The sequence below is a fragment of the Pseudoxanthomonas daejeonensis genome (assembly GCF_010093205.1).
In the GTDB taxonomy this organism is placed as follows: Bacteria; Pseudomonadota; Gammaproteobacteria; order Xanthomonadales; family Xanthomonadaceae; genus Pseudoxanthomonas; species Pseudoxanthomonas daejeonensis.
In genome coordinates, this window is the sequence record NZ_PDWN01000007.1 from 90,064 (window position 1) to 115,076 (window position 25,013).

Below are 25,013 nucleotides of genomic sequence, written 5' to 3' on the forward strand. Positions count from 1 at the left end.
TATGGCAACCGTGTCGATCCTACTCGCGGCACGCAATAGCGTCCACACCTGGTGGACCGGAATCGTCGGCTGTGCGCTGTTTTCCTGGCTGTTCTTCAACTCGCAACTTTACGCTGACGTACTACTTCAGTTCTTTTTCGTTGTGGCGAGCATGGTGGGATGGTGGCAATGGATGGGGGGCATCCGAAAGGCGCCGCTCGTGGTGCGTGCCACCTCGGGACGCAGCCTGATCTGGATGGGGGCGATCGCGGTGGCAGCCGCTTTGGTATATGGCGCCCTCCTTCACCGATTCACCGATGCCTATGCACCGTTCGCCGACTCAGCAGTCCTAAGTCTCTCCGTGCTCGCACAGCTACTGCTTATGCGACGGCGGGTGGAGACCTGGCCGGTCTGGCTTCTGGTCAATACCATCGCCGTACCGCTTTATGCATCCCGCGGACTGATGGTCACCGCCGTCCTGTACTCGGCATACTGGATCAACGCGTGCGTAGCCTGGCGATACTGGCACCGTCTCGGAGATGAACAGGCCATGCCGGCGTGAGCGCATTCGCCCATGGCTTGGTTGTGGGCAAGTTTTGCCCGCTGCACATAGGTCATCAGCTCCTGCTCAACTACGCGCAGGAGAGCTGCGAAGAGTTGACGGTGCTCAGCTACACCAAACCTGGCTTTCCCGGAATGGATGCCCCTCGCAGGGAAGAATGGCTGTCCGCGCTCTACCCCCGCGCGACCCACTGGGTGCTCGATGACGATCGTTTAGCCGCACATTGCCGCCAACGGGGCGTCGCGGTGCAAACCCTTCCGCAAAATGATAATGGCGATGACGTACACCGGCAGTTCGTAGCATGGCTGCTGCGAGAGGTCATAGGCCGACCCGTGGACGTGATATTCACTAGCGAAGCCTACGGCCCAGGGTTCGCTCAAGCACTGTCTCGTTGCCAGCTGGCCATCGGTGAGCCAGAGGTAAGTCACGTATCCGTGGACATGGGGCGACGCCAGCTGCCCATCTCGGGTACGGCGATACGGGGCGATCTGCACGCCCACCGGCAGTGGCTATCGCCACTGGTTTACAAGGATTTTGTCCGCCGCGTTGCCATCGTTGGCGGTGAGTCAACCGGAAAATCCACGCTGGCTGTAGCGCTGGCGCAGGCGTTCGGTACCGTACACGCCCCTGAGTACGGACGTGAGCTGTGGGAAGCGCAGGGTGGCATCCTCGCTGAGTCCGACCTGCTACATATCGCCCGCACACAGGTAGCACGTGAGGATTCTCTTTCCCTTACGGCTTCAAGATTTTTGATGTGCGACACAACTCCGCTGACGACTCTGTTATACGCACGCGCCATGTTCGGCCGTTCAGATCCCGCACTGGATTACTTGGCGCAGCGCGGGTACGACCGCTGGATCCTTTGCGACCCGGACGTGCCGTTTGTACAGGATGGCACACGACGAAATGATGCTTTCCGCCATGAGCAGCACAAACAATACCTGGAAGAACTCGCCGCTCGCGGAACTCGATACTTACGCCTGTCGGGAGCTTGGGATACCCGCATAATCACAGCAATAGCTGCAGTAGAAGAACTGGATTCTGAACCATATAGAGATTGGCTGAGCCGGCCGTACCCCTGCTAAGTTTTCCTAATCGACAGCTCTCAATATCCGCTCTCAGCTAATAACGGACGTTGTGATTGTCAGCGTTACGGCTAGCTGGACAGGCTCCAGCGAACATCGCGCACCCTGTGCGAGCACGAGCTAAGCCTTCGGCTCCGAAAACCTCTGGTCGAGCATTTCGCTAGCAGCTGCTAACGATTCCACAAGGCTCGTCTTCAATGCCTGAGTCGCGGAGGCAAGCTGATCGAGCTGCGAGATGCGCTTCTGCACCTGCTCGATACGATGATGTTTTAGCTCCGCCTCGTCTCGCCCCGTCCGTACGATTCTAATCCGGAGTTGGGTAACGGGGTCGTCGTCGTCCAAGTGTTGGGCCAGTTCTAACCAGTCCGCACAGTCTTGCCCCGCAATACGAGAGGCGTGAGCAAGGATATAGTGGATGAGATTGCGAGCCGCGGCATCGATTTCCGAGGCAGTCGTAAGAAGACTCTGGACTTCACTGTCGCCGCAACTGGCACGTGCGTCGAGTCCATGCCACAAGCTGTTTCGGTAACGCGGCCCCCCCTCCGGATGCAGAGAAGCCATGGCCTCGATCACTTGGTCGATAGATTCGAATGCCGCTTTCTTCGCGGGGAAAGCCCGCGCCACTGCCCATAGGTCCAAAATTGCAAGTGCGCACGCCCGCTGTGCGTCTTCGCGCTCAGGCAGAGGGGCATGTTGAGCGCGAACCATCAGCTCCGCGACATAGTGGGCCATCCATCGCGCGAGCGTGTCGGTCGAATCAACGAGTTTTAGTTCGGCGACGAGCTTTCCGCCGAGGGCGAGCGTTGCGGCCGACAATGCGGGGCGCTCTTTCTCTTTCGAGCGTGATGATCTCCGTCGAGTGCTCTTCTTCTTCATCTCCACTCCTGCTTTCATAGCTGAATGGCACAACGTGGCGATGGCAGGTGACTTCAAGGATCAACGTTCGCTCCCGTCGATCCAGCGCCCTCTGCAGGAACTTCCTGTCGACCACAAGGCGTTCTCCACCCGGGGTGCGCGCGCCCTCGTCGGCGCCTTCACTCCACCGCTCGACCCAGGCTACGCAGGTTCCGTCACTCTTGTGCCACGCATCAGAGGATTCGTCCCGAACAACCCCCAGTTCAGCCGCCACCGGTCCGGCGAGATCCGAAAAGCGCCGGCTCAGTCCGCCGGCCCACGGATCATCCGAATCAGAGCCGGACTCGGCGCCTGACTCCGTCACCCACCCTTCCAACACGAAACCTCCGTGTTGTATCTCATGGGTGTCCTGGAACTCTGGCAGTGCGTAGTCATACGGGTTTCGGGTCGCAGCCAGTGACCGAGACAGTGCGCCGGCGTGAGATTGCGACGCCAGTGCGCTGACCACGCGGATGGTTTCGCAATTGCGCCCCTCGTATTGCGTCCATCGGCCTGCGACCACTACTCCCCCGGTGCGGCCCATTAGACGCGAACGCATGTAATTCTTCGTAGGAGGGACGGGCCACGCGTCCTTCTTTCTCTTTGGGAACTGGACGGCATCCATTGGCGGCAACTGCCTGCGATCTGCCAGCCAGTCGCCTGTGGCATTGAGCGAGGCCGTGTACTCGAGCCAATGGGCGAACGATCCCCATGAACTCTCGGGGTCCTCATGGAGCGGATGGGTTTCCAGCAGCTGCCCCGCGGTCTCCATCAGGGCATGGTAAGACAAGTAGAACGAGAGGTCGTCCTGTCCGCCCAGTTCGCTGCCACGGCGCCTCGTGTATTCCTTGAATTGACCACGTAGCGCACGCGCATCCCGATCGTAATGTCCGTTCTCCTGCAGCCCCCAATCTTCTCGAATAATCCGACACGCGACGGCTTCGATCTCTTGGGACCGTATAGCAAAGCACGATGCGAGCGGCTCGATCCAGCTGCGCACGAAGTCGTAGCCGAAGGCGAACTCGCATGTATCCTCCGACCCAGGTGGACTGCGGTGTGGCCGGGTGTGGTGGGCGGAAAACTGCGTCGGAAGCTTGGACGTGTTGATCCGGCCTAGCGCACCTTGGGTTACCGGATCTATCATCACGTGGCCCGCATCAGCCAGGGCCAACAGGGCGCGAGCCGCGATACCGCGGTAGATCACATGACGGGTCTGCCGCGATGCCAACGTCTCCAGCCAGGTAGCGTGGCGCGCGACTACGACCGCGCCATCACGCGAAGCGCGGTCGAGAGCGGTCAGCAAGCCCTGGATCGCGTGCATCCGATAGAAGTGGAAGCTTGCATCAGTAAACGCTGACGCATCGCCGCCGGTCGCGAGCGCGAGAATGTCTTCCAAGAGCGCTTCGCGACCCAGGCGGCACAGCGCCCGGACTGCATGGACTGCCTGCCACCGGCGCCCCGATTCGACGGCTCCAAGGGCCGCCCAAATATAGCCTGCGATGCTCGTCCGACAGCCCCCGCGGGGCTCCAAGTGTGGGCTCCACGGCCCATCACCTTGCTCGCGGCCGAGCGCCTCCTCCAGATGCTCTAGGCCATAGCCCAGAACCGATCGCGCTTCGACGGGAGTCAGGAACTGACCAAGGACTGCGACGAGCTGGAACAAGCCGTGAGACGTAGTCGGCAGGCTCGTATCGGCGATCGCCCCCAGCGCAACCCGTAGTAGCTCTTCGCGCGTGACGCCGGTCTTCTCAAAGACAAGATCGTAGGACAAGGACTGGTAGTGGCGGTCGATTCCAAGTGACGTCGCATGGTCGCGGGCCATACGTCGAACGAACAACGCCAAGGATTGCCGCGCCGCGAGTCGATCTGCCCACGTCGCCGGAATCTGATCAAGAAGCCTACGGACTTCGTAGGGGCTCCAGTCGTCGACCATCTCGAGGGCCTCGACGAAAGCGCGCTCTCTGCCCGCGGGAACTCGCGCGATGGCTTCGCCGATCCACTGCTTGCTCCACCGCCCGGTGCGACCATCCGGCATTCGCGCTTGGCTCTCAAGAAGGCCCGACGCGCCGCCGAGATCAATTCCTGCAAACACCGATTCCCACTCCGGGCCGTCCTCTCGGACATCCGTTAATGACGCCTCGTTCGAGTGGTGGTCCGATTCAGACCGTCGGACGCGTGCTTCCAATTCGAGAAACGGCTGCGCATCCAGGCCCCGCAGCTGGACCGCATTGGCTACTGCCTTTAGACGCTTTCCGGAAGCCGCGGAGAAGCGTAGGTAGCTGTAAAACTGCTCGAGCAGCTTCTCTTTATCGGCGCCGCTCCCAGTAGCATCGAGAGCGGCGGCAATCAGGCCCGGCCAATCCCAATAACCTTCGAAGCAGATTAGGGGTGCCGCGTCGCGCGCATCCAAGTCGCCCCGCTTGCAAAGGACTTCAACCAGCTGAGGAAATAGGCGCTCTTGCTCGCCGAATCGACGGTCGCGCCAGCGACTTATGATCGCGGCTGACGTGCCTGGCGACAGCATGGCGATTGCCTCGACGGTGTGCTCCCAGTCGAAGTGCTTGTCACGATCGACGTACGATCTTGTGAGCTCAGCTGCACGCGCGAATCGATACGCGAGCTGCGGATCATCGAACCGGTCCGCTGCGCAAGCGTCGCTCAGGTGCAACAGGGCATGCCAACGCTCAAGGTTCTCCTGTCCGATCTTGCTCGCGACACGAACGGCTTCATTGAAGTACTGCTGAGCCTCATCGTCGCTGCTGCCCAACATGGCTCGAGCGAGGAGGACATAACTATCGACCATTGATTCGGCGAGCTCGGACTCCTCTCCGATCCGACGGCGAGCCCTGTGCGCAAAGGAAAGTGCGATGTACGGGGGGCCGCCGGTCAATCCCACTCGCCGCGTGAGGTCTGCCAGGGTCGGGATGAAGAGAGGAATCCGCAGACCGTCCTGCCACTGCGCCAACTGTGTCCAGAGTGCCTCGTCACTACCCAGCAACACGATGCATTCGGACCATAGCCTGGCGACCACGTCAGCCGTTGCAGACCGGTCCTGATATCCGTCACGCCGGTGACGCCCCCAATGCTCTAGAGCCGCCGCCAATGCGGTATCGAAGCCTGCTTTTGACACCGCGCCGGAACGTACTTTTACGCTCAATTCGTGCCACGGCAACAACACCTGAAGATTCTCAAATCCGCGACCGCTGAACCGATTCTCGCTAGTCTTCTTGCGGGACCTTCGTTTTTTACCGTAGATGAATTCGAGCGTCAGAGATTTGCCCAGAAGCGCTGCCAGCAAAGCGTACGCACGCAGGTATGCAGACCGATCCTCGTTGAAGTGTTCCGATTCGAGGGTGCGCGGCACGTCTTTAGGCAGATAGCGACGCAAGAGACCGGCCAGTGCCCGCTTGGATGCAAGGCGGTAGTGACATGCAGTCTCGACCATCGACGCGACGGCGCACATTCGCGTGGCCTCGCCTCGCCAGTCACCCGGCGTGCCGAGTTTGATCCGTGGATGCAGGAGCAGGCGTATGGTGCGCGCGGCAGCGCTTTTCGGCACGTACCGCTCGACCACGCTGAGTTCGTTGGCGACCGCGAGGACTAGCCCGATATCGTTGCCAGCTGCCAGCGCCAACGCATCGGCGTCTTCCCACCGCGCGGCGTCGACTAGACGCTTCGCAAGAGGTCGCCCAATGCGATAGGAGAGCTGGCGCGGCCGCCAACTCCGTAACTGACTAGCGCATTGTGTCGGCCCGTGGACATTCAACTCTGTCCATTCCAGCTCGAGGATATCCTTGTCCTCAACCGACGCGTGGCTTTCTCTCTGCTGTCGATTTCGCAGCCAGTGGCCGAGCCAGTCGTAGGCAAAACGCAACTGAGCACGCGCTTCGCCCGCCAAGGCCTTTCGGCCAGAGAGCAGCGACGCCTCATAGGCATGCTCAGAGCCGGTCCAGTTGCCTCCGACGATCTGACGCCTGGATACCTGCTCAAGCAGTTGATCTGCATCCAGGAACCGCGATGCGAGATCCACGTTACCGCTCAGGAGCGTCTGTTGGCGGGCATCGGCTGCCACCCGCCCGCCGGCCTTCAATGCGAGCTTGGCGGCATCGACGTACCGGCGCGCCTTCAGAGCCGCCCGGGTCGCAAACTCCAGTCGCTGCAATTCGACGTCACGCCGAGCGATCTCATCGTCTTCAGGCAGTGCGTCATCGCTCAGTGCCAATTGGACAAGTTCATCGAAGTGGTCCGTGCTCAACATCAGCGCCGGAAGTGCGGCCGCAGCGTAGCGACTTCCGCGAGCTAGCGGCTTTAGGCGCCGGACGAATGCCTCTAGTTCCTCTTGTTCGGGTCTGAAGTGCGTCTGAAACCACGTCTCCGTGGGTTCATCCCTGAACTGGACGGAGTCGTCTCGAAGCAGCAGCGGTCTGCCGATGTCATGCACGAAGCTTCGGACCAATCCCTCGTCAACGCCCGCTGTCAAAGCGATGATCCTAATCGGCACGAACGGACGCAGCGTGGCGAGTGCCGCGCAGATGCGATCGATCTGGGACTGCTCCACCTTCGCAGCGACATGCCGTACCTGGCGTACGGCCTGCTCCAAGAGGGCCCCGATGGTGTCGTCGACCGTGCGAGGCGATGGACCGAGCCCGCGCAGGACGGTCGTCAGCGGCGCGGTCAGGTCCAGATCGAGTGCCGCGCGCTGGACGCGCGGGTTGCTCGATGTCAGGCGGTGAAACTCCCGGATGTCTGCCTTCCCCACGTCCGGAAAACGGGTCATGAGCAAATCGCCGGTCTCCTTCTCGCTGAACCCATCGAGCTCAAAGCTGACCACGCCCGGCGGTGGCTGGAGCTTCGCAACCCGGTGAGGACGCGCGGTGAGCACCAATCGGACGTTGTCGGGTAGAGTTTCAGAGAGCAGAAGGCGCGGGAAGCTCGGCGGATGGTGGAACTCTTCAGCAGCCACCTCAGCGTTGTCAGCCGCATCCAACACGAGAACCAGGTACGCACCGCCGGCCTGACTGCGCAAGGCGGCGCTGGCTTGGGCCATCCGCCCCATGAAGGCATGCACATATGCAGCGTCGTCTGCCTTATCTGTCGGGATCAGCGGATGGCACAGGCCTTGGGCGGCCATTTCGTTGGCCAGTTGGACCATGCCGTCCTTAGCGCGATGCCGCAGGCCGGTCGCGCTTCGGTACCCGCCATTTCCGAAGCAGTCATAGACGAAGGTTGTGCTGCCCGGTAGTGCAGGACCGATCTGGGTGGCTACGATGGACTTGCCATAGCCGCCATCGGCAGACACGATGACCGGTGCCGACGATTCAGTGATTGCCTTGATCAGATCTGGCATCTGGGCGCGCGTCACGACGACCGCAGGCGACTCCAGGACACTCGGCGCGGGGAACAGGTCGCCCAAGCGGACGCCCATGGCGTCCAAGACGTCCTCACGCCGGATCTCGTGATTGGACTTGAACTCAGTCGTGGCCTTGCGAGCTACGAGATCGCGCAGCGCGATCGCCGCATCCTTGTCGTGACCCGGGAGATAAGCCCGAAGGTCACGGTTAAGCAGCGCGCGCTGCTCGAGAAATCCCTCGACGCGCGTGATCAGCCGGAACCGGGAGGCGAACGCCTGGAGGTCAGCAGGCGCCAGTCCCGTTACACGACTGATGTAGCGCGCGTCTGGCCCCTGCGTTCCACCGCTCAGGTCCGCCAGCGTTTGCGCCACTTTAGGCGAGAGTGGGCGATTGGTTTCGAACTCGAAAGCAAAGCGCGCGCAGACATCTTGGATGCCAAAGTGGTCAACCAATGCCATGAATCGCTCGGCAAAGTCCTTTAGCGTTTTCTTCAGGCCGCTAGCAGTCCATTCCTTGTCTGCGTGGAGCGTCGAATGTTTAAGCTGGCGATAGCGCACGAAACGCGCCGTGGGCACGCTGATACTACCGTAATAGAGCGCGAGGTCGATTGACTCTATGCCCTCGCCGACGGAGTCCTCCCTGGAAATACCTTCAACCGACACGACCTTGAGGTCGGAGGATGCTTCTAGAAGCTCCAAGCAAAGGCGGGAGGCGCGCGAGTAATGAAACTGATCGCCGTCACGGCTGGGGCCAACGTCAAAAGTATCAGTCTGCAGTGGCATTAACTCGCATGTCCTGATTTCTCGATCACAGTAACGCCTCCCAGAATCCACAGCACCATGGCGAGCCAACCCAAGAGATCTGGAGGCCTTACACGCCTCAAGCTGCCCCAGCTTAGTTTACCCATTCGCTGGGAAATCTCCCCATTTGCATAGGCGTACCGGTCAAGCGCCTCGACTAAAGGCGCGGCGGACGAAATCGCATTCTCATGGGCACAGACAGGCAGTGTCCGCTCGGAGCTGAGGCGGACTTGGGCAATCCCAACAACGGCCCCTGACCACTAATCCGTCGACCCCGCGTAGCTTGGCCACGCAACGATCACTCGTTGGAGCGGACCTCAGCGCTTGAAGTAAGCCGGCTGACGAGGGTACTCCGGCCTGAATTACCTGTTCGAGCCCCTCGAAGGCGAGGGTGCTGGCTCTGGCTTAGGCACGGTTCGTAGGCAGGTTGCGCACCTAGAGGAGCCTATGAGACCCTCTAGGAGTCGCTACAGGGCTGTGCTCGTACCGACCCCAGCAGTCGCCTCGCATCTGAGCCGACGTGCGCCTAGGGGAAACAAGGCTGGTCCGGCAAACCGGAACCTCGCTCGCGCTTCGCGAGCACCTTGCCCTTTTCCCAGGACTCCGCAATGCACATCTCACGCCCATTTGCGTCCTTCGTGGACGCCTGCCGCGCACGCGGGATAAGCCGTAGCGTGGCATTCCAGCTTGCCAAGAATGGCCTGCTCGAGACTTTCACCATTGGTCGTCGCCGCTACGTTTTCATCGATTCGCTCGATTCCCTTGGCGAGCGTCTGTCCGAGCGCAAAAATCCGCGGGAGGCACTGGCATGACGCAGGATCGTTATTTCGAGCACCTGCGTGGTGCCGAAGACTCGAGGAATCACCAGCTCCTCAAGACAGAGTTCCGCTTCCACATGATCCAGGATTCCGGACCAGCGCCGGATCATGGAGCCTGTGGCTACGACTTCAATCTGAAATACGCTCGCAAAGGAGCCGCACTCAGCTCACTGCCATGGATTGTGCGCGGCCTAGAGTGCCGTTGTGCGGCACTCGAGCAGGTGGATCTTCGATACATGGCCGATGGATCGATCACGGCGAGGGTATGGGTGGGCCCAGGCTCCATTCTGGAAGAAGGCCTGCGTCAATTCATCGACCGCATGGTACGCAACCCTATAGGCTTTCTTCTCGATCGGACGCCCGCCCTAGTTACGTGGGCGCACCTTATTGCCGCTAAGGCGATTGAAGATGTCGAGCGGTTCCGAGAGGTCTCCATGCAGTTTCGAGAAATCTTGCGTTCTGAGATCCCACTCTACCTCCCGGACACATGCCTACCTTGCGGTCTTGCCATAAGCCTCATTTCTGATATCGACGATGAGGAGCTCAGCGAGGCCGAGCGTGCCGCAGCTACAACGACTCTCGAGCGGCTTCGAAGCGGGGCACTGCGGACATTGGCCCTGACGAGCGGAGATTGATAGTGCCCACTCCGATTGTCTCAGCAACAACTTATCCCTCAATCCCGTACAGCTTCGGCGTAGGCGCCAAGGATGCGCGTCCCGAACAACGCATCGCACCAACGATTTCTGCGTTGGCAGAGGCGCTGGAGCAGCATCGCGGTCCGTTCACGCCTCGTGGTCTGGATGTCGCCGGCATGAGGCGCTGGAAGGAGACCGCGCCATTGCCATGGATCGCCCAACCCATGGCCGGCAGCGGACGCCGTTCCGCGGCAAACGCACAACCTTGGCCGCTTCTGATCCTCGACGTGGATGGCGTGTACCCGCTTGATTCTGATGCGAAGCCCATCGCGCTCCTGCTATCGCTAGTAAGCGCCCTGCGAGAGCTCGCGCCTTGCTTTGGCTGGTTCACCGCCAGCAGTACGAACGAACGACCACGTGCGCGGATGATTCTCCTACTGAGCCGTCCAGTGATAGCGGCGGAGGCAAAGGATCTAGCCCGTGTACTGGCACGGGACCTGTCGCAAGCGCTAGGCGTGAACGTCGGCTCCCACGCGGATGCGGAGGTAATCATCGACCCGTCGATGCAGGACTCGGCGCACATCGCCTTCAGCCCCCAAGAAGGCTGCCGGATGATCGGCTTGCGCGATGCAGCCACACCACTCGACGTTGACGACATGCTCAAGCGTCAGGTGGAGGTGGCCGGGACGCGTGAGCTTGTCTTTCCAGCGCGCCCGCATACGCCGGAAGCGCAGGCGGAGGTGGCTTCTGCGCTCAACCGTTTGCCCCCCTCCGCGGTCAATGACAGGGCCACCTGGATTCGGGTCCTAGCCTCGCTGAAGTCATATGGCTGGCCTGAAGATGTAATGGGCCCGATCGCGAGGGCATGGTCTGAACGTTCGTCCAGGTTCGATCCTGACCGGTGGGCCACGGACTGGATGAGTCTGTGTCCAGAGGGCGGGATCACCCCAGCCACGCTCTACCACCTCGCTGGCCAGGCAGATCAAGACTGCCCTGCCTTCGGCACAGATGACGGATTCGCATGCCGATTCGAGGGCGCGTTGGCCGGCCGGGCAATGTTCGCTCGCGGCAAATTTTTCTGGTGGACAGGTGCGTTCTGGCAGCCAGATGGAGGGAAAGTGGCTGCAGAGCTGAAGCGTCACGCGCGCGAGCAAGCTGACGAGGCCGCCCGCACCTTCCATGCGGACCCGACGGACACGGCCAAGGAGCGTCGCGCAAAAGCTGCCCGTTTGTTGCTTCAGCAAAACGTGCAGGACCGGGTCCTACGGGCCGTTTGCATCATGCTTCGCGTTGACGAGGCACTGCTGGACAAGGATCCGATGCTGCTCGCGTGCACGAACGGGACGGTGGACCTCCGTACCGGCGCACTCAAGTCCGCGGACCCAGATGACCGGATCACCTTGTGCACGGGCCACGCGTACGACCCGGCTGCAACCTGCCCTCGGTGGCGCGCCTTCCTTGCCGAGGCATTGGCTGATCCCGAAACTGTCGACTGGTGCCAGCGGTGGTTCGGCTACTGCGCCACTGGCGACAACCGCGAGGAGCTTATGGTGCTCGCGATCGGTCCGGGCGGCACGGGCAAATCGACGGTGATCAAGGCGATCATGCACGCGTTCGGCGGCGAGGCATCTTCGACCAGCTACGCCACCGCCGCGGCTTCCCAGCTGCTATCGGACACCGGTCGGCGTCGATCGGCAAACGAGCACACCGGGGGCCTGACCCCGCTCGCGGGTAAACGCCTCGCCGCCGTCAACGAAGTCAAAAAGGGCGAGGCCTGGGACGACTCGGTTTTTAAGCAGCTGGTGTCCCGCGAGCCAATCCAGATGCGCGAGGTGGGCGGTGCCCACGCGTTCAGCGTAATCCCGACATGGAAGATCGTCGTGCGGGGCAACCACCGGCCAAACACCCGAGACGTGGGCGACGCCTTCTATCGGCGCGTAGCGGTCCTAGAGTTCAAGCATAAACCTCGGAGCATTGACAGGACGCTCGACGATGCCCTCATCGCGGAGGCGCCAGGGATCCTTGCATGGATTGTGCTTGGCGGCGTTGCTTGGCATGTAAAGGGCCTGGAACAACCAGGTGCCATGCGCGAAGCGCGCGACAGCTACCGCGCACAGCAGGACGTATTTGGTGAGTGGGTTGCTTCGCGTATCGAGCCGGGGGGCTTTACGTCGGGCGAAGAGCTGCGACATGACTACTTGGGCTTTTCTGGCCAGACCCGGCATCCGCTTACGCCCAAATCATTCGCCGCCGCAATGCAGGAACGGGGCTACGAATGTGTGAAGTACCGGGGCACGCGGGGATTCAACGTCGTGCTGAATCCCGAGGGCTGCGAAACAGGTTGATGACCATGCAATCTCCGTGGACGTATCGGACAGATGCGAGCCGAGATCGCACTACCTCCTATAGGGGTTCGATGCTAGGTCAGACCCTACTTAACGTGTCCAATCTGTCCAAAGCGCCAGAAGCCTTATATATCAAGGGATTCCGGTGCGAATGCTTTGAACACCACCTGCCCAAAGCGTCCAATTTTTGGCAAAAAATGTCCGCGCCTAGTTCAAAACGCGTTTTGCGACTACTTGGCAGTGAATTATGCGAACTGACGACCCTGCTGACATCGAGTTCTGGACACCGCAGCGGATAGCCGCGTCCCAAGCGATGCGCCGCTACGAGCGGTCGTGGGCGGCATGTCCACCATGGCAGCAGTGGAACTTTCGCGGACACGTACACCGGCTGCGCGCTGCAGGCGTGGCCGAGGGTGATATCGCCAGGTTGATACACGGGACGCTCGCCGTCATGCGTCCTTGGCGACTCAGCGATGCTGAGCTCATCAAGGCGCTGAAGAGTCGGGGGTCCCTTAGGTGGGCCAGCCGCCGGTGATCTAGCTCCACCTCAGTGGAGGTAGGCGACACACCGAACGCTGTCAGAGCGCACGGCCGCACGCAGCAATAGCTAAGGCCAGCGCTTTGCTACCCAGGCGGGGTTAAAAACAAATAGGGTGTGTATGGACGGAGGGTACGGGGGGTGAGTTCCCGGGTACGGGGGGTAATTCCACCCCCTGTTTTCCATACTTTTTCCATGCTGCCCAATTAAAAAGCGGCCAAGCCGCTGATTTAATTGGTGGGCGGTACAGGGTTCGAACCTGTGACCCCTACCATGTCAAGGTAGTGCTCTACCGCTGAGCTAACCGCCCGGTGCTGCCAACCTGCGCGGATTGCCCGCGGCAGGGCGCGCATTCTACCCCGCGGCCGGGGCCAGCCACAACCTGGCGGCACGGTCGCGCCGTCACTGCAGGTCCGTTCGCCGCCGCGCATGTACCCGGCCCTCCGCCAGCGCCCACCCGGCCCGGTATTCGCAGGCGGTCAGCCGGCCAGGCTGGCTTCCTTGAGCCGCCGGATCTGGTCGCGCAGGCGGGCGGCGTCCTCGAACTCCAGGTCGCGGGCGTGCTGGTACATGCGCTGCTCCAGTTCGCGGATCTTCACCGCGGCCTGGGCCGGATCCATCACCCCGTAGTCGGCGGCCGCCTCGGCGACCTGCCGCGCCTTGCCGCGTGCCGTCTTGCCCTTGCCCTCGCCGGGCTCCGAGCGCGCACCTTCCATGACGTCCATCACCGGACGCACCACCGCGCGCGGGACGATGCCGTGCTCGGTGTTGTACTCGACCTGCTTCTCGCGGCGCCGGTCGGTCTCGTCGATGGCCACCTGCATCGAGCGGGTCATCCGGTCCGCGTACAGGATCGCGGTACCGCGCAGGTTGCGCGCGGCGCGGCCGATGGTCTGGATCAGCGAACCGGCCGAACGCAGGAATCCCTCCTTGTCCGCGTCGAGGATGGCCACCAGCGACACCTCGGGCATGTCCAGGCCCTCGCGCAGCAGGTTGATGCCGACCAGCACGTCGAACTTGCCCAGGCGCAGGTCGCGGATGATCTCCACCCGCTCGACCGTCTCGATGTCCGAGTGCAGGTAACGCACCTTGATCCCGTGCTCGGACAGGTAATCGGTGAGGTTCTCGGCCATGCGCTTGGTCAGCGTGGTGACCAGCACGCGATCGCCGATCGCCACGCGCTTGTTGATCTCGCCCATCAGGTCGTCGACCTGCGTGGCGACCGGGCGGATCTCGACCTGCGGATCGACCAGTCCGGTCGGCCGCACCACCAGCTCGACGATCTGGTCGCCCGCCTCGCGCAGTTCGTACGGTCCCGGCGTGGCCGAAACATAGACCGCGCGCGGCGCGCGCTCCTCCCACTCCTCGAACTTCAACGGGCGGTTGTCCAGCGCCGAAGGCAGGCGGAATCCGAACTCCACCAGCGTCTCCTTGCGCGAGCGGTCGCCCTTGTACATCGCGCCGATCTGCGGAATGGTCACGTGCGATTCGTCCACCACCAGCAAGGCGTCGGGCGGCAGGTAGTCGAACAGGGTCGGCGGCGGCTCGCCCGGCGCCTTGCCGGTGAGGTGCCGCGAGTAGTTCTCGATGCCCGAGCAGTAGCCGACCTCGGCCATCATCTCCAGGTCGAACTGGGTGCGCTGGGCGAGGCGCTGGGCCTCGACCAGCTTGTTCTGCGCGTACAGCTGCTCGAGCCGCTCGCGGAGCTCGATCTTGATCGTGTCGACGGCGCTCAGCACCCGCTCGCGGCTGGTCGCGTAATGGGTCTTCGGATAGATCGTGTAGCGCGGCAACTTGCGCATGACCTCGCCGGTGAGCGGATCGAACAGCGCGATGTTCTCGATCTCCCCGTCGAACAGTTCGATCCGCACCGCCTCGGCGTCGCTTTCGGCCGGGTGCACGTCGACCACCTCGCCGCGCACGCGGAAGGTGCCGCGCTGCAGTTCGTATTCGTTGCGCGTGTACTGCAGCTGGGTCAGGTGGCGCAGCAGCTCACGCTGGTCCAGGCGCTCGCCGCGCGACAGGATCAGGCGCAGCGACAGGTAGTCCTCCGGCGCACCGAGGCCGTAGATCGCCGACACCGTGCCCACCACCAGCGCGTCGCGCCTCGACAGCAGCGCCTTGGTCGCGGCCAGGCGCATCTGCTCGATGTGGTCGTTGATCGAGCTGTCCTTGTCGATGAAGGTATCGGTCGACGGGATGTAAGCTTCCGGCTGGTAGTAGTCGTAGTAGCTGACGAAATATTCGACTGCGTTGTTTGGGAAGAACGCCTTGAATTCGCCGTACAGCTGCGCCGCCAGCGTCTTGTTCGGCGCCATGACCAGGGTCGGCTTCTGCACCGCCTGGACCACGTTGGCCATGGTGTAGGTCTTGCCCGAACCGGTCACGCCCAGCAGCACCTGTTTGGCCAAGCCGGCCTCGAAGCCGGCGACAAGTTTCTCGATCGCCTGCGGCTGGTCGCCCGCAGGGGCATACGGGGATACCAGCTCGAATCGCTCGCTCATGCGCGGATCGGTGCCGTCTTGGGGGACAGGCCAGTATAGACAGGGGGCGCATCGACGCCGTGTGGTACTCCGCACGCGGGCCATCATCCCGGAGCACCCACGTCGCCCGTCTCCCCACCAGGCCCCCTCGCCTGCGAGCGCCTGCCCTCGGGAAGACGGGTCGCTGGATCCGCCAGCCCGTCATCGCGCAGCCGCGAGTCCGTCGATCACGCCAAATTCCTACATCACGGCCAGGCAACCGCCGATTCCGGCACCAGAGCCCCTGCGCCAACCTGAACCTCCCGAGCGAAAAGGACTTCGCCCATGCGCAAGGATGCGCCGGGTCGCCTCTCCGGGTTCAGCCTCGTTGAACTGTCGATCACAGTGTCGATCCTGGCCATCCTGCTGGGACTGGCGTTGCCCGGCTTCCGCGAGACGCTGCAGCGGCAGCGCGCGGCGTCGGCCACGCACCAGCTGGCCGCCCAGCTGGCGCAGGCACGGAACACGGCGATCACGGCACGCGTGCCGGTCACGGTCTGCCCGTCCGGGGGTGAGGGGCGCTGCCTCGGCCAGCCTGACTGGAGCGCCGGCTGGCTGCTCTACCGCGACCCCGGCCGCAGCGACCAGCCGCGGCGTCCGGAGGACGTCCTCCGTGACATCCGCCAGCCGGTTCATGATTCGGTCCAGGTGCTGGCGAGCGCCGGTCGCCTGCGCGTGCGTTACCAGCCGGACGGCCGCAGCGGCGGCAGCAACGTCACCTTGCGCGTCTGCACGGCGGGCCGGCTGCAGGGCGAAGTGATCGTCAACAACGTGGGGAGGGTGCGGACGCGGGGCCCCCGCTCCCCGACCCCATGCCACTAGGCCCTGTCGCCCATGGCCAAGGGCCGCCGCTTTCATCAGCGCCTTGCCCACACCGGACTCCTGCCCATACAATGTGCGCCCCCGCCCGAATAGCTCAGCCGGTTAGAGCACTTGACTGTTAATCAGGGGGTCGTTGGTTCGAGTCCAACTTCGGGCGCCAGATATTGAAGGGCCGCGAGCGATCGCGGCCCTTCGTCTTCATGCACTCCAGATGCGGTTGACGCATCAAAAGAAGCCGCCTCAAGGGCGGCTTCTTTTGTTTCGTGGCCTGGGCGGTTACCAGCAGTCGGCCAGGGCGGCTGCACCGCTCCGGGTTTTCAGGCCGGTATTGCTGACCGACAGATCCCCGCACCGATCGCTTGCCTGGGGACCCACCGCGGTTGCAGTGAGCACGAGCTGCGTGGCCGTCTGCGTGCTGGCGGCCAACGTATAACGCGCCGTGGCCCCCGCTTCGCGTGGCGATTGCCCGTTAGGAAGCGCATATCCGACATAGGTGTTGTTGACGGTGAAGAAGCGCTCCCCTCCCTGCATGTACTCCACCAGGTCGGCCTTGGCCTGTGCGCGCCTCGATTTGCGGATCTGCTCCTGATAGGACGGGACAGCGATCGCGGCCAGGATCGCCACCACGGCGACCACCACCATCAGCTCGATCAGGGTGAAACCAGCTGCGGCTGCGAAGCTGCGGTTCTGCATCGGTCCCGTTCCCCTTTTCAAATACGTGGCCTTGTTCATCGCACCTGCCTCCAGGACTGCCGACCACAAGGCCTGGGCAGGTACATCGCCGGTGCACCCGCAACGCGCACCACCATCGAGCACTGCGCGTCCAGCGTGGCATCGATATCCGCCTGCGCCGCTCCGGGCGCAAGTGGGCTCACCCGGGGCGCGGTCATGATCGCGACGTCCTTGACCGGTGCGGAACCACCTGTCGAGAGCGACACGGCGCCAGTCGTTGAAGCGGGCTGTGGGCCCGTGGGCGACCCCATCCGGACATTGGTCATGGCCGCGCCGCCACTCAGGGCGTTTAGGCCATAGAGCCAGTTGGTACCGCTAACCGAACAATCGCCGGAAGTCGCGGTCGCCGCCTCGTAGGTCGGGAAGAAAACGATGCCGCTCTCGATCCTGGGGTAACCGATGATCCGCTCACCCGCCGGCAGGTCGATATACCAGCCGTACATTCCAGCACCCAAGGCATGGTTCGTGGTTGCGCGGAAGGCACCCGAATCGCTCCCGACGCTCTGCTGTTGCAGGACGCCACGGCCGGAAACAGGCGCGCCTCGGTCAAGCACTCCGTACATGGTCTGGATGCTCGTATCCAGGGGGTCACCAGTAAAGATGAAACTGCCGGTACCGAAATACACCATCGTGCCGCCACCAGGCCCGGTTGCGACGGTGACGCCGCCGGTGATCGACTGGCGCGCGCCCCCATTCTGCGCGATGAACAGCGGCTCACCCCCGAGGGCAACGGCATCGGCCAGCAGGTCGAACTTCCATACGGCGCCATTCTGGTCGGCCGCATAGGCCGTGTCGGCGAAACCGTCGCGTCCGGGGATCCATGCATCGTTGTCGAGATTGCGACGCTTCGTGTCCACCACAGAGACGTTGCCCAGGCCATTGTAGGCGGGCGCAGTCGCTTCGCTGGCAACGATCGTACTGGTGGCGCCGGTGGCGACATCGACCACAAACAGGCTGGCCTGCTGGCTGCTGCTGTTATAGCCGTTGCCGAAGATCGCCTTCCAGCTGATGGTGCCAGTCGCGGTCTTGAACGGCACGATGACCGGCTGACCCAGTACGTAGCCGATGTTATTGGAAATCGCGGCGTTTCCGGTGATCCGGTCGTTCACTTCCCAGAGCACGCTGATGGCACCCGGATTGGTGATGTCCAGTGCGAAGACGCTGCGTCCACCCGCTCCCGATGCAACGACCGCAATGGTATGCCAGGCACCGCCCATGTAGACGTCGGAGACCGCAATCTGGCCGTCGACGAAATAGCGGTGTTCGAACTTCTGGTTGTTCTTGTCCGCCGCCACGTACGGGAACAGCAAGTTGCCCATGTGACCCAGCGAGGTGGCCGGAATGTAGGCGAAGAGCTCGTTGCCGCCCGTCCCCGTGGCGCGCCCGTCGAACACGTGGAACATGCCATCGTTGGCACCAACCAGGACCAGTGGACGGGCTGCAGCCTGCTTGGCGGTAAGGTAGGTCGCGTAGGACGTGGCGTAGCTGCCGCCCATGCTGCGGTAGCCGTAGTCGTCGGTATGCGCCGAAATGACCGGCGAGGAATTGACGATGTCCCCGAGAATCGAGGTACGCGTACGCAACACGCCTTCATCGGTGCGATCGCCGCGCAGGTAGGCCACGGCTCGATCGATGTTCATCGAGCCGCTTGCCAGCGCGCTGATGCCCGCTGTCGAGCAGGCGACCGTCTTCAGCGGATCGGCGGCCGCGCACAGGCTGTCCAAGGTCAGCGTACCGGCATTGAATGCCTGTACGGTCGGCACCACGCTGGCAGCGGTCGTGCCATAACGGATGTCGCGCGCGCCTGCGCCCTGCGCCATGAGGCTCGCACCCGCTTCCCAGGCGTCGGTGAACGTGGTTTCACCGGTCAAAGCATTCGCGGTCACCGTGTGTGCCTGCAGCTTGCCGTACCAGTCCGTGCCGTTGTTGGTGGACTCGTAGCGAGGTTCGACGGTCAGCGAGCCACCACCGATTCGGGAGCCGGTTACGCCGATCGTCCCCGCCGGCGATGTGCCTTCGTTGACCGCCGCCAGGATGCGACGCATCGCCTCGGTGATTTCCGTGGGCGAGGTCGCATTGATGAACTCGCCGCGGGAGTTGAGCGCGGCATGCCAGATATCGTCGACGTTCGACGGACTGGTATTGGTGGTTCCGGTCGCCGCCCAGTTCGGCGGATTGGCATACGGATTGGCGGTGGCTGCCGCATCTACGTCATAGACCGCACCACGCGCGCCCAGGGTGACACCATAGAAATTCATGTGCGGATTGGTGTTGCAGTCCACGCCGTCGGGGATGGGCGTGGTATTGCAGACGTTTGGCACCGGCACCTTCCCCGCGGGCAGGTCGGAGCGAAGATTGGTGGTGTAACCGTACATCGCATAGTCGGCGATGGTGTCGGACGACGACGTGCCGCCGCCGTAGGGCGCGGGATAGCTGCCATCGACGTTGCCGACATTCCAGTAGCTCGTAGCGGCACCGGAAGGGCTTTCATTGGTATAGCCATCGGTGAATAGCATGCCGGCGTTCTTCTGGCACTGCAGCTTGATCGGGGCACCGGCATCGGTCCGCATGAACTGCCTGACCATGCGTGCCGTGGCCCGGCGGGTCGGCGTGTTGCCTGACGCGTTCAAGCCACGCATGGACGTGTAGAGCGCATCTCGATCCGCCTGCACGCCCATGTCCCGCATCAGGATATTCGGATCGTTGGCGTCTCCCCGCGCGGTCGGCGGCGTGTTGATCTGGAAATAACCGACCCGCATCCGGGTGAAATCGGACACCGAATGGGTCATCGCCGCGATCATCGCGCGGTTGCGGTTGCCGTAGTAGGTCCACCAGTTGGCGAAGTTCTGCACCGCCTCGGCGCCACCGGTGGTGAAATTGCCGGCGACGTAGTCGTAGCGGTACATGTCCGCACCGCCGGGGCCGGCGCCCCTGACCAGCACGCGCTTGGTGATGTCATAGCCGGGCGGCGGTGTGGCAGTGGTGCTCAGATACACCCGTGCCGGGTAGTAGCGGAACTCGGTAGAGCAGTCCGCCGTCATCGTCTTCTCGGATGCGTACTGCACCCAGGCGTCCGTCGTGGTGGTGCTACCCGGCGCGCGATTGCAGGTACGGTTGTTCCGAACCCAGGTTCCTTCCGGGATCACCTTGCCGGTGGGCCAAGTCTCGGTGGTGGTCAGATACGTAGTGAAATCGTACGTCGTAAACGGCGTCGCGGCGCCGAAGCCGGCACCACGCGGATCCTCTGCAGCCGCATTGGTGGGCGCGTTGGCTTCCAGCAAGCCGGTCGAAGTACGCCACGGCAGATAGGTAGTCGTCGGATTGAAGAACGCCCGGTTGTGTTCCGGTGAACGGAGAGCGCCATAGAAGTCGGCGTTGTAACCACCGTCCATGTGCTTGGTCACGCTGGTGCCGGAGGTCCGCAGATTGCCCGAACTGTCGAAGAAACTGTTGCTGGACAGGTAGCCAGGACCGGTGGCAGTCCTGAACAGCGTCTCGTCCGTACTCATCGAGCCCGAGTTGTCCACGGCCATCAGGAACGCTGGCGGGATCACATTGGTGATGTTCATCGGCGCCTGCGCCAGCTCGGGCGGCGCGGTCTGGGCAGCCAGGTACAACCCATAACCACCCGCGATAGCGGCGGCTGCGGTGGCGGAAATTGCGATCAGTCGGGTGCGACGGGGCGCCATGACCGGCTCCTCAGGGGCGGAAGATGGTATCGACCGCCGCATTGGCAGTGGCCGCATTATTGGTGGCGTAGACGGTGACCTGGTAGACCGGATTCGGGTCTTCGTTCACCGGACCCACGCCCATATCGAGTGGGGAGTTGCCCGAAATGCAGGAGCCAATCGAGCGCACGTTGACCCGGTTGACCTGCGGCACGTCGGTCGACATCTGTGCTGCCCAATTGGTCGCATCGAAGCCGTCATCGCAGCGCTGTTCGATCGTGGTCGCACCAGCGGCGCAGGCACCGTCACGGTTGACCACGCCCTCGATGAAGCACTCACGCAGGCGAAGGTCGGCCTCCGCGGTCTGGAAGGCCTGGTTGACGCCCAAGTAGTTCGCGGCCATGCGCTCCTGCAACCCGGCGACCTGCATGCCGGTGATGCCGAGCAGAGCGAGCAGGATCAGGATCATCAACGCGACATAGAGCGCCGCACCGCGTTGTGCGACAGGGCTCTGGAACGCTGGCCGGCGCATACGTCGGGCGAAATGGATTCGATGCATGACGGTCAATTCCCGTAAAGGCGATTGCGTAGGGCGATGCTGGTTTCGTAGACGGTGCGATAGCGTCCGTCGGATGCTGGCGCGGCGTTGACACCGAACAGGGTCGGCACCGTCTGTGCCTGCGCCGAGGCCGCCGCATTCGGACTGGCCGCGAGCAGCGCCACCTGGATCTGGCCGACCCTGCGCCACTCGACCTCGGTCGTGCCGACGTCCGCAGCGCCACCTTGAGTGGCGATATAGCCGCTGGGATTGGTCGCGGGCCTACGGTCCATTCCGTAGCGGAACTGCATATCCTCGATCCCCTCCACCAGCTCTTCGCTGGTTGTAGAACCGTCGGTATTGACCCGTGCCCGCCACAGCGATGGCTGCCCGCCCGCACCGGCACCGATGTAATAGACGACCGACTCGGCGCGGTACAGCATGGTCGGCCCACCTTCCGGATTGGCCCCGTAACGCGCCAGATCGACAGTACTGGGGGCGGCCACCTGGCCGGCCCCAGCATTGACGCTGTCAGCTGCGAACACGTCGGCGAAGGCGCAATCGGCAACACCGAAGACCGTCGGAGCGGCCACGCCACCATCGGTCAGGACCGTCCATTTGGCCGGATCCACATCCACCGTCGAACCCGCGGGATCGATCGCCGTGATCGGGATGCCGTTCCCGCTCATGAAGCGCAGCACGAGCACGTCGGTCCCGGCGCGCCGCGCCGGAGACAGGGTGATGCCTGCCGGATCGGCGTTGTCATAGCCACGCACCGAAAACCCGAAGTCCATCGGCCCGTTAGCGGTGAAATGCGAGGTCAGTGCACCGGCGATCTGCCCGCGCGCCTGATCGTTCACGCAACCGAAGTGACCTGCCATGCGGAGATCACGCTGCAGATAGTCGAGAGCGAAGCGCCCATTCTCCTGCACCCGGGACATGCCCTCGGACAGCTGATAGGCGGTGCGCGAGGCACTGAAGATCTGCACGACCCCAATCAGCAGGATGCTGCCGATGAGCAACGCGATCATGAGCTCGATCAGCGACAGGCCACTGATCTTCTTCTTTGAATTCGCTTTCACAGGCGGGTCACCGTCACGAAAGTCTGGTTGCTTTCGGCCGCACTCACCGTGCCGTCACCGTCCGAATCGTTCCAGCGCTCGTCACCCCAGGTGACGGAGACCGTGACCTGGCCGGCGTTGAGGGCCACGTTCGCCGTCGCGCCGGCGCCCAGCGCCTTGCCCAGCCGGCATTCCCACACACCGCGGTACTTCGCCGGGGTGACGGTGCCGTCCGGCTGGCATGCGGCACCGGCGACGGTTGCGGTGTAGTTGCCCACGTACTGGCCCACGGCGAGCCGGTTGACGCGGACCTGGTCCAGCATGTCGTAGGCGAGGTTGGTGGCCTGGGTGCGCTGGCTGGCACTCTGGGTGAAGCGTACGCTCATGGTCTGCAACAGCGCGAAACCGAGCAGCCCCATGCCGAGAACCAGAACCGCGACCATGACCTCGATCAGGCTGAAACCGGCCATGCGGCCTGCACCGATCACCCGCTGACGCCTTGCTATCCGGTTCATACGCAGGCTCCCTGGCTGATCCGCGCCTGACCCGTGGCGTTGATCATGAGACAGCGGGCAGGCGCGACGGCGTCTGCCGGCGCCACGCCGAAACGGTCAGCGCCGCCCTGCGCGCGTCCCTGGGTCGTGAACTGCATGCCGTCGTTCGGGCCGACGATCGCCATCCGTTGCTTGGGCTGGATGTAACGGACCACCGTACGCGTCGTCACGCCGCCCGCGGCCCGGTCTTCGCGCCAGACGATCCAGCCGTTGGCCCAGTCGGTAGTCGCCGTGCAGGCGGCTCCGTCAGCGCTGGCACACACACCCGCCGGTCCCAGGCCGCGAATCGCCTCGGTACGTGCCAGTGAAAGAGAGCCGAGCAGCTCGTTGCTGGTCGTCGCGACCCGGTTGGAGCGCATGCTGGCCTGGAAGCTGGGCAAGGCCAGTCCCAGCAGGATCGCCAGCACAGCGACGGCGATCATCAGTTCGACCAAGGTGAAGCCGGTTTGGCGGTTGGACGGCATGCGGACGTTCCCCAACGTGACCCGGGCAGACTAGCCCGACGGGAAACGGACGCAAGCGGCGCCGGGACGAACGGTCGGTCTGGCCGGAGAGGCGGGAAACCCAGACGGCGAATCGGAAAAAAGGCGCCGGGCGTTCCGTGATCGGGGTCGCGTCACGCCCCCTCAAGGCGGCCAGTGCCGCCAACACAGGCGCCGATCCGGCAGCCCTCGCTCAGGCCACCACCCGGTAACAGGGCCGGTATTCCCCCGCGATCTTCATCCGCCGCTGTTCGACGAACGCGCGCAGCAGGCCGTCCAGCGCCGCCATCATGTCCGGGGCGCCGTGGATCTCGAAGGGCCCGTGCTCCTCGATCCGGCGCAGGCCGTCCTCCTTGACGTTGCCGGCCACGATGCCGGAGAACGCCCGGCGCAGGTCGGCGGCCAGCGCGGAGGGCGGGCGGCCGTGGTGCAGGTCCAGCGCGGCCATCGCCTCGTGGGTCGGCACGAACGGGCGCTGGAACTCCAGCGGGATGTCGATGCCCCAGTTGAAGTAGAACGAGTCCTTGTGCGCGATGCGGGCCTCGCGCACCTTGCGGATGCCCGCGGCCATCTTCTTCGATACCGCGGCCGGATCGCCGACCACGATCTCGTACCGCGAGGTCGCCGCTTCGCCGAGGGTCAGGCGCAGGAACCGGTCGATCTGCTCGAAGTACGGCGCGGCGATGGTGGGACCGGTGAGGATCAGCGGGAACGGCAGGTCCGCGTTCTCCTCGCGCAAGAGGATGCCCAGCAGGTACAGGATTTCCTCCGCCGTGCCGACGCCGCCGGGAAACACCAGGATGCCGTGGCCCAGGCGCACGAACGCCTCCAGGCGCTTCTCGATGTCCGGCATGATCACCAGGTGGTTGACGATCGGGTTCGGCGATTCGGCGGCGATGATGCCCGGCTCGGTGATCCCGATGTAGCGGGTGCGGGCCCGCCGCTGCTTGGCATGGGCGATGGTCGCGCCCTTCATCGGCCCCTTCATCGCGCCCGGGCCGCAGCCGGTGCAGATGTCGAGCCCGCGCAGGCCGAGCTCGTAGCCGACCTGCTTGGTGTAGATGTACTCCTCGCGCGAGATCGAGTGCCCGCCCCAGCACACGACCAGGTTCGGATCCGACGGCTGCAGGATCCGCGCGTTGCGCAGCAGGCCGAACACCGAGTCGGTGATTCCCGGCGAAGTATCGAGGTCGGCGCCCTTGCAGTCCTCGCCCAGCTCGATCGCGGTCCAGGCCAGGTCGCGCACGGTGGCGAACAGCAGCTCGGCCACGCCGTGGATGATCTCGCCGTCGACGAAGGCCATCGCCGGCGCGTTGGCCAGGTCGATGCGCACGCCACGATCCTGCTGGGTGACCTGGATATCGAAGTTCGGATAGAGGTCGCGCGCGGCGCGCGGATCATCGTTGGCGCTGCCGCTGGTTAGCACCGCCAGCGCGCAGCGGCGCAGCAGCTCGTGCATGCCACCGCTGGAGGCATCGCGCAGGCGCGCCACCTCGGTTCGCGAAAGTACATCGAGCCCGCCGCGCGGGAAGATGCGTGCGTCCTGCACGGGCAGCGTGCTCGTGGCGACCATTTCGTTCATGGAACCTTGCCGAATCTCGGGAAACCGGCCGCCGACTCTACTCCA

Annotated in this window: 16 protein-coding genes and 2 tRNA genes; 7 read left to right on the forward strand and 11 right to left on the reverse strand. The window is 63.5% G+C overall.

Annotation, left to right across the window (positions count from 1 at the left end):
- Position 1: 1 nt before the first annotated feature.
- On the forward strand, positions 2 to 541 hold the full coding sequence (gene pnuC, locus CSC65_RS08560) for a nicotinamide riboside transporter PnuC (protein WP_238390333.1): 540 nt from the start codon (positions 2 to 4) through the stop codon (positions 539 to 541).
- Positions 538 to 1,626 carry an AAA family ATPase gene (locus CSC65_RS08565; RefSeq protein WP_162410146.1) on the forward strand — a complete coding sequence of 363 codons (1,089 nt, stop codon included), beginning with the start codon at positions 538 to 540 and terminating at the stop codon, positions 1,624 to 1,626. The genes pnuC and CSC65_RS08565 overlap by 4 nt, the downstream gene beginning before the upstream one ends.
- Positions 1,627 to 1,746: 120 nt before the next feature.
- Here CSC65_RS08565 and CSC65_RS08570 read toward each other — a convergent pair whose 3' ends face one another.
- A complete protein-coding gene (locus tag CSC65_RS08570) occupies positions 1,747 to 2,502 on the reverse strand; it encodes a hypothetical protein (protein WP_162410147.1) in 756 nt (251 codons plus the stop codon).
- Positions 2,384 to 8,653, reverse strand: coding sequence for a hypothetical protein (locus CSC65_RS08575; protein WP_162410148.1), 6,270 nt, complete (start codon positions 8,651 to 8,653; stop codon positions 2,384 to 2,386). The genes CSC65_RS08570 and CSC65_RS08575 overlap by 119 nt, the downstream gene beginning before the upstream one ends.
- Before the next feature lie 626 nt (positions 8,654 to 9,279).
- Here CSC65_RS08575 and CSC65_RS08580 point away from each other — a divergent pair.
- The 3 genes from CSC65_RS08580 to CSC65_RS08590 are packed head-to-tail and all read left to right on the forward strand — an operon-like array spanning position 9,280 to position 12,469.
- Entirely contained in the window at positions 9,280 to 9,483 is a 204-nt protein-coding gene (locus tag CSC65_RS08580; RefSeq protein WP_162410149.1) for a hypothetical protein, read from the forward strand.
- Positions 9,480 to 10,124 (forward strand): hypothetical protein, encoded by a 645-nt coding sequence (locus tag CSC65_RS08585; protein WP_162410150.1) that lies wholly within the window; start codon positions 9,480 to 9,482, stop codon positions 10,122 to 10,124. The genes CSC65_RS08580 and CSC65_RS08585 overlap by 4 nt, the downstream gene beginning before the upstream one ends.
- 2 nt (positions 10,125 to 10,126) lie before the next feature.
- Positions 10,127 to 12,469, forward strand: coding sequence for a phage/plasmid primase, P4 family (locus CSC65_RS08590; RefSeq protein ID WP_162410151.1), 2,343 nt, complete (start codon positions 10,127 to 10,129; stop codon positions 12,467 to 12,469).
- Between the two features lie 773 nt (positions 12,470 to 13,242).
- On the opposite strand, the gene CSC65_RS08595 is transcribed toward CSC65_RS08590, so the two are convergent.
- Positions 13,243 to 13,317: transfer RNA gene (locus tag CSC65_RS08595), tRNA-Val, on the reverse strand.
- Between the two features lie 169 nt (positions 13,318 to 13,486).
- On the reverse strand, positions 13,487 to 15,511 hold the full coding sequence (gene uvrB / locus CSC65_RS08600; RefSeq protein WP_162410152.1) for an excinuclease ABC subunit UvrB: 2,025 nt from the start codon (positions 15,509 to 15,511) through the stop codon (positions 13,487 to 13,489).
- A 303-nt stretch (positions 15,512 to 15,814) separates the two neighbouring features.
- Here uvrB and CSC65_RS08605 point away from each other — a divergent pair, with 303 nt between their 5' ends.
- Complete coding sequence (locus CSC65_RS08605) at positions 15,815 to 16,351, forward strand: GspH/FimT family pseudopilin (RefSeq protein WP_162410153.1); 537 nt, start codon at positions 15,815 to 15,817, stop codon at positions 16,349 to 16,351.
- A gap of 83 nt (positions 16,352 to 16,434) precedes the next feature.
- Positions 16,435 to 16,511 (forward strand) — tRNA-Asn (locus tag CSC65_RS08610).
- Between the two features lie 116 nt (positions 16,512 to 16,627).
- Here CSC65_RS08610 and CSC65_RS08615 read toward each other — a convergent pair.
- The 7 genes from CSC65_RS08615 to ppnN form a co-directional block, all read right to left on the reverse strand.
- Entirely contained in the window at positions 16,628 to 17,044 is a 417-nt protein-coding gene (locus tag CSC65_RS08615; RefSeq protein WP_202922860.1) for a type IV pilin protein, read from the reverse strand.
- A 35-nt stretch (positions 17,045 to 17,079) separates the two neighbouring features.
- Complete coding sequence (locus CSC65_RS08620; RefSeq protein ID WP_162410155.1) at positions 17,080 to 20,772, reverse strand: pilus assembly protein; 3,693 nt, start codon at positions 20,770 to 20,772, stop codon at positions 17,080 to 17,082.
- 10 nt (positions 20,773 to 20,782) lie between these two features.
- Complete coding sequence (locus tag CSC65_RS08625) at positions 20,783 to 21,310, reverse strand: pilus assembly PilX family protein (RefSeq protein ID WP_238390326.1); 528 nt, start codon at positions 21,308 to 21,310, stop codon at positions 20,783 to 20,785.
- A gap of 5 nt (positions 21,311 to 21,315) precedes the next feature.
- Entirely contained in the window at positions 21,316 to 22,371 is a 1,056-nt protein-coding gene (locus CSC65_RS08630; RefSeq protein ID WP_425501330.1) for a PilW family protein, read from the reverse strand.
- Positions 22,368 to 22,865, reverse strand: coding sequence for a type IV pilus modification protein PilV (pilV, locus tag CSC65_RS08635; RefSeq protein WP_238390327.1), 498 nt, complete (start codon positions 22,863 to 22,865; stop codon positions 22,368 to 22,370). The genes CSC65_RS08630 and pilV overlap by 4 nt, the downstream gene beginning before the upstream one ends.
- Positions 22,862 to 23,368 carry a GspH/FimT family pseudopilin gene (locus CSC65_RS08640; RefSeq protein ID WP_162410156.1) on the reverse strand — a complete coding sequence of 169 codons (507 nt, stop codon included), beginning with the start codon at positions 23,366 to 23,368 and terminating at the stop codon, positions 22,862 to 22,864. The genes pilV and CSC65_RS08640 overlap by 4 nt, the downstream gene beginning before the upstream one ends.
- A gap of 211 nt (positions 23,369 to 23,579) precedes the next feature.
- Positions 23,580 to 24,968, reverse strand: a complete 1,389-nt coding sequence (gene ppnN, locus CSC65_RS08645) for a nucleotide 5'-monophosphate nucleosidase PpnN (RefSeq protein ID WP_162410157.1) — start codon at positions 24,966 to 24,968, stop codon at positions 23,580 to 23,582.
- Positions 24,969 to 25,013 lie beyond the last annotated feature (45 nt).

Bases quoted from the DNA above. Each gene is read 5' to 3' on its own strand.
- CSC65_RS08640 (WP_162410156.1), bottom strand. From the start codon at position 23,368: ATGCCGTCCAACCGCCAAACCGGCTTCACCTTGGTCGAACTGATGATC.
- CSC65_RS08580 (WP_162410149.1), top strand. From the start codon at position 9,280: ATGCACATCTCACGCCCATTTGCGTCCTTCGTGGACGCCTGCCGCGCA.
- CSC65_RS08585 (WP_162410150.1), top strand. From the start codon at position 9,480: ATGACGCAGGATCGTTATTTCGAGCACCTGCGTGGTGCCGAAGACTCG.
- CSC65_RS08570 (WP_162410147.1), bottom strand. From the start codon at position 2,502: ATGAAGAAGAAGAGCACTCGACGGAGATCATCACGCTCGAAAGAGAAA.
- CSC65_RS08625 (WP_238390326.1), bottom strand. From the start codon at position 21,310: ATGCATCGAATCCATTTCGCCCGACGTATGCGCCGGCCAGCGTTCCAG.
- CSC65_RS08605 (WP_162410153.1), top strand. From the start codon at position 15,815: ATGCGCAAGGATGCGCCGGGTCGCCTCTCCGGGTTCAGCCTCGTTGAA.
- CSC65_RS08620 (WP_162410155.1), bottom strand. From the start codon at position 20,772: ATGGCGCCCCGTCGCACCCGACTGATCGCAATTTCCGCCACCGCAGCC.
- uvrB (WP_162410152.1), bottom strand. From the start codon at position 15,511: ATGAGCGAGCGATTCGAGCTGGTATCCCCGTATGCCCCTGCGGGCGAC.
- CSC65_RS08615 (WP_202922860.1), bottom strand. From the start codon at position 17,044: ATGCAGAACCGCAGCTTCGCAGCCGCAGCTGGTTTCACCCTGATCGAG.
- ppnN (WP_162410157.1), bottom strand. From the start codon at position 24,968: ATGAACGAAATGGTCGCCACGAGCACGCTGCCCGTGCAGGACGCACGC.
- CSC65_RS08575 (WP_162410148.1), bottom strand. From the start codon at position 8,653: ATGCCACTGCAGACTGATACTTTTGACGTTGGCCCCAGCCGTGACGGC.
- pilV (WP_238390327.1), bottom strand. From the start codon at position 22,865: ATGAACCGGATAGCAAGGCGTCAGCGGGTGATCGGTGCAGGCCGCATG.
- pnuC (WP_238390333.1), top strand. From the start codon at position 2: ATGGCAACCGTGTCGATCCTACTCGCGGCACGCAATAGCGTCCACACC.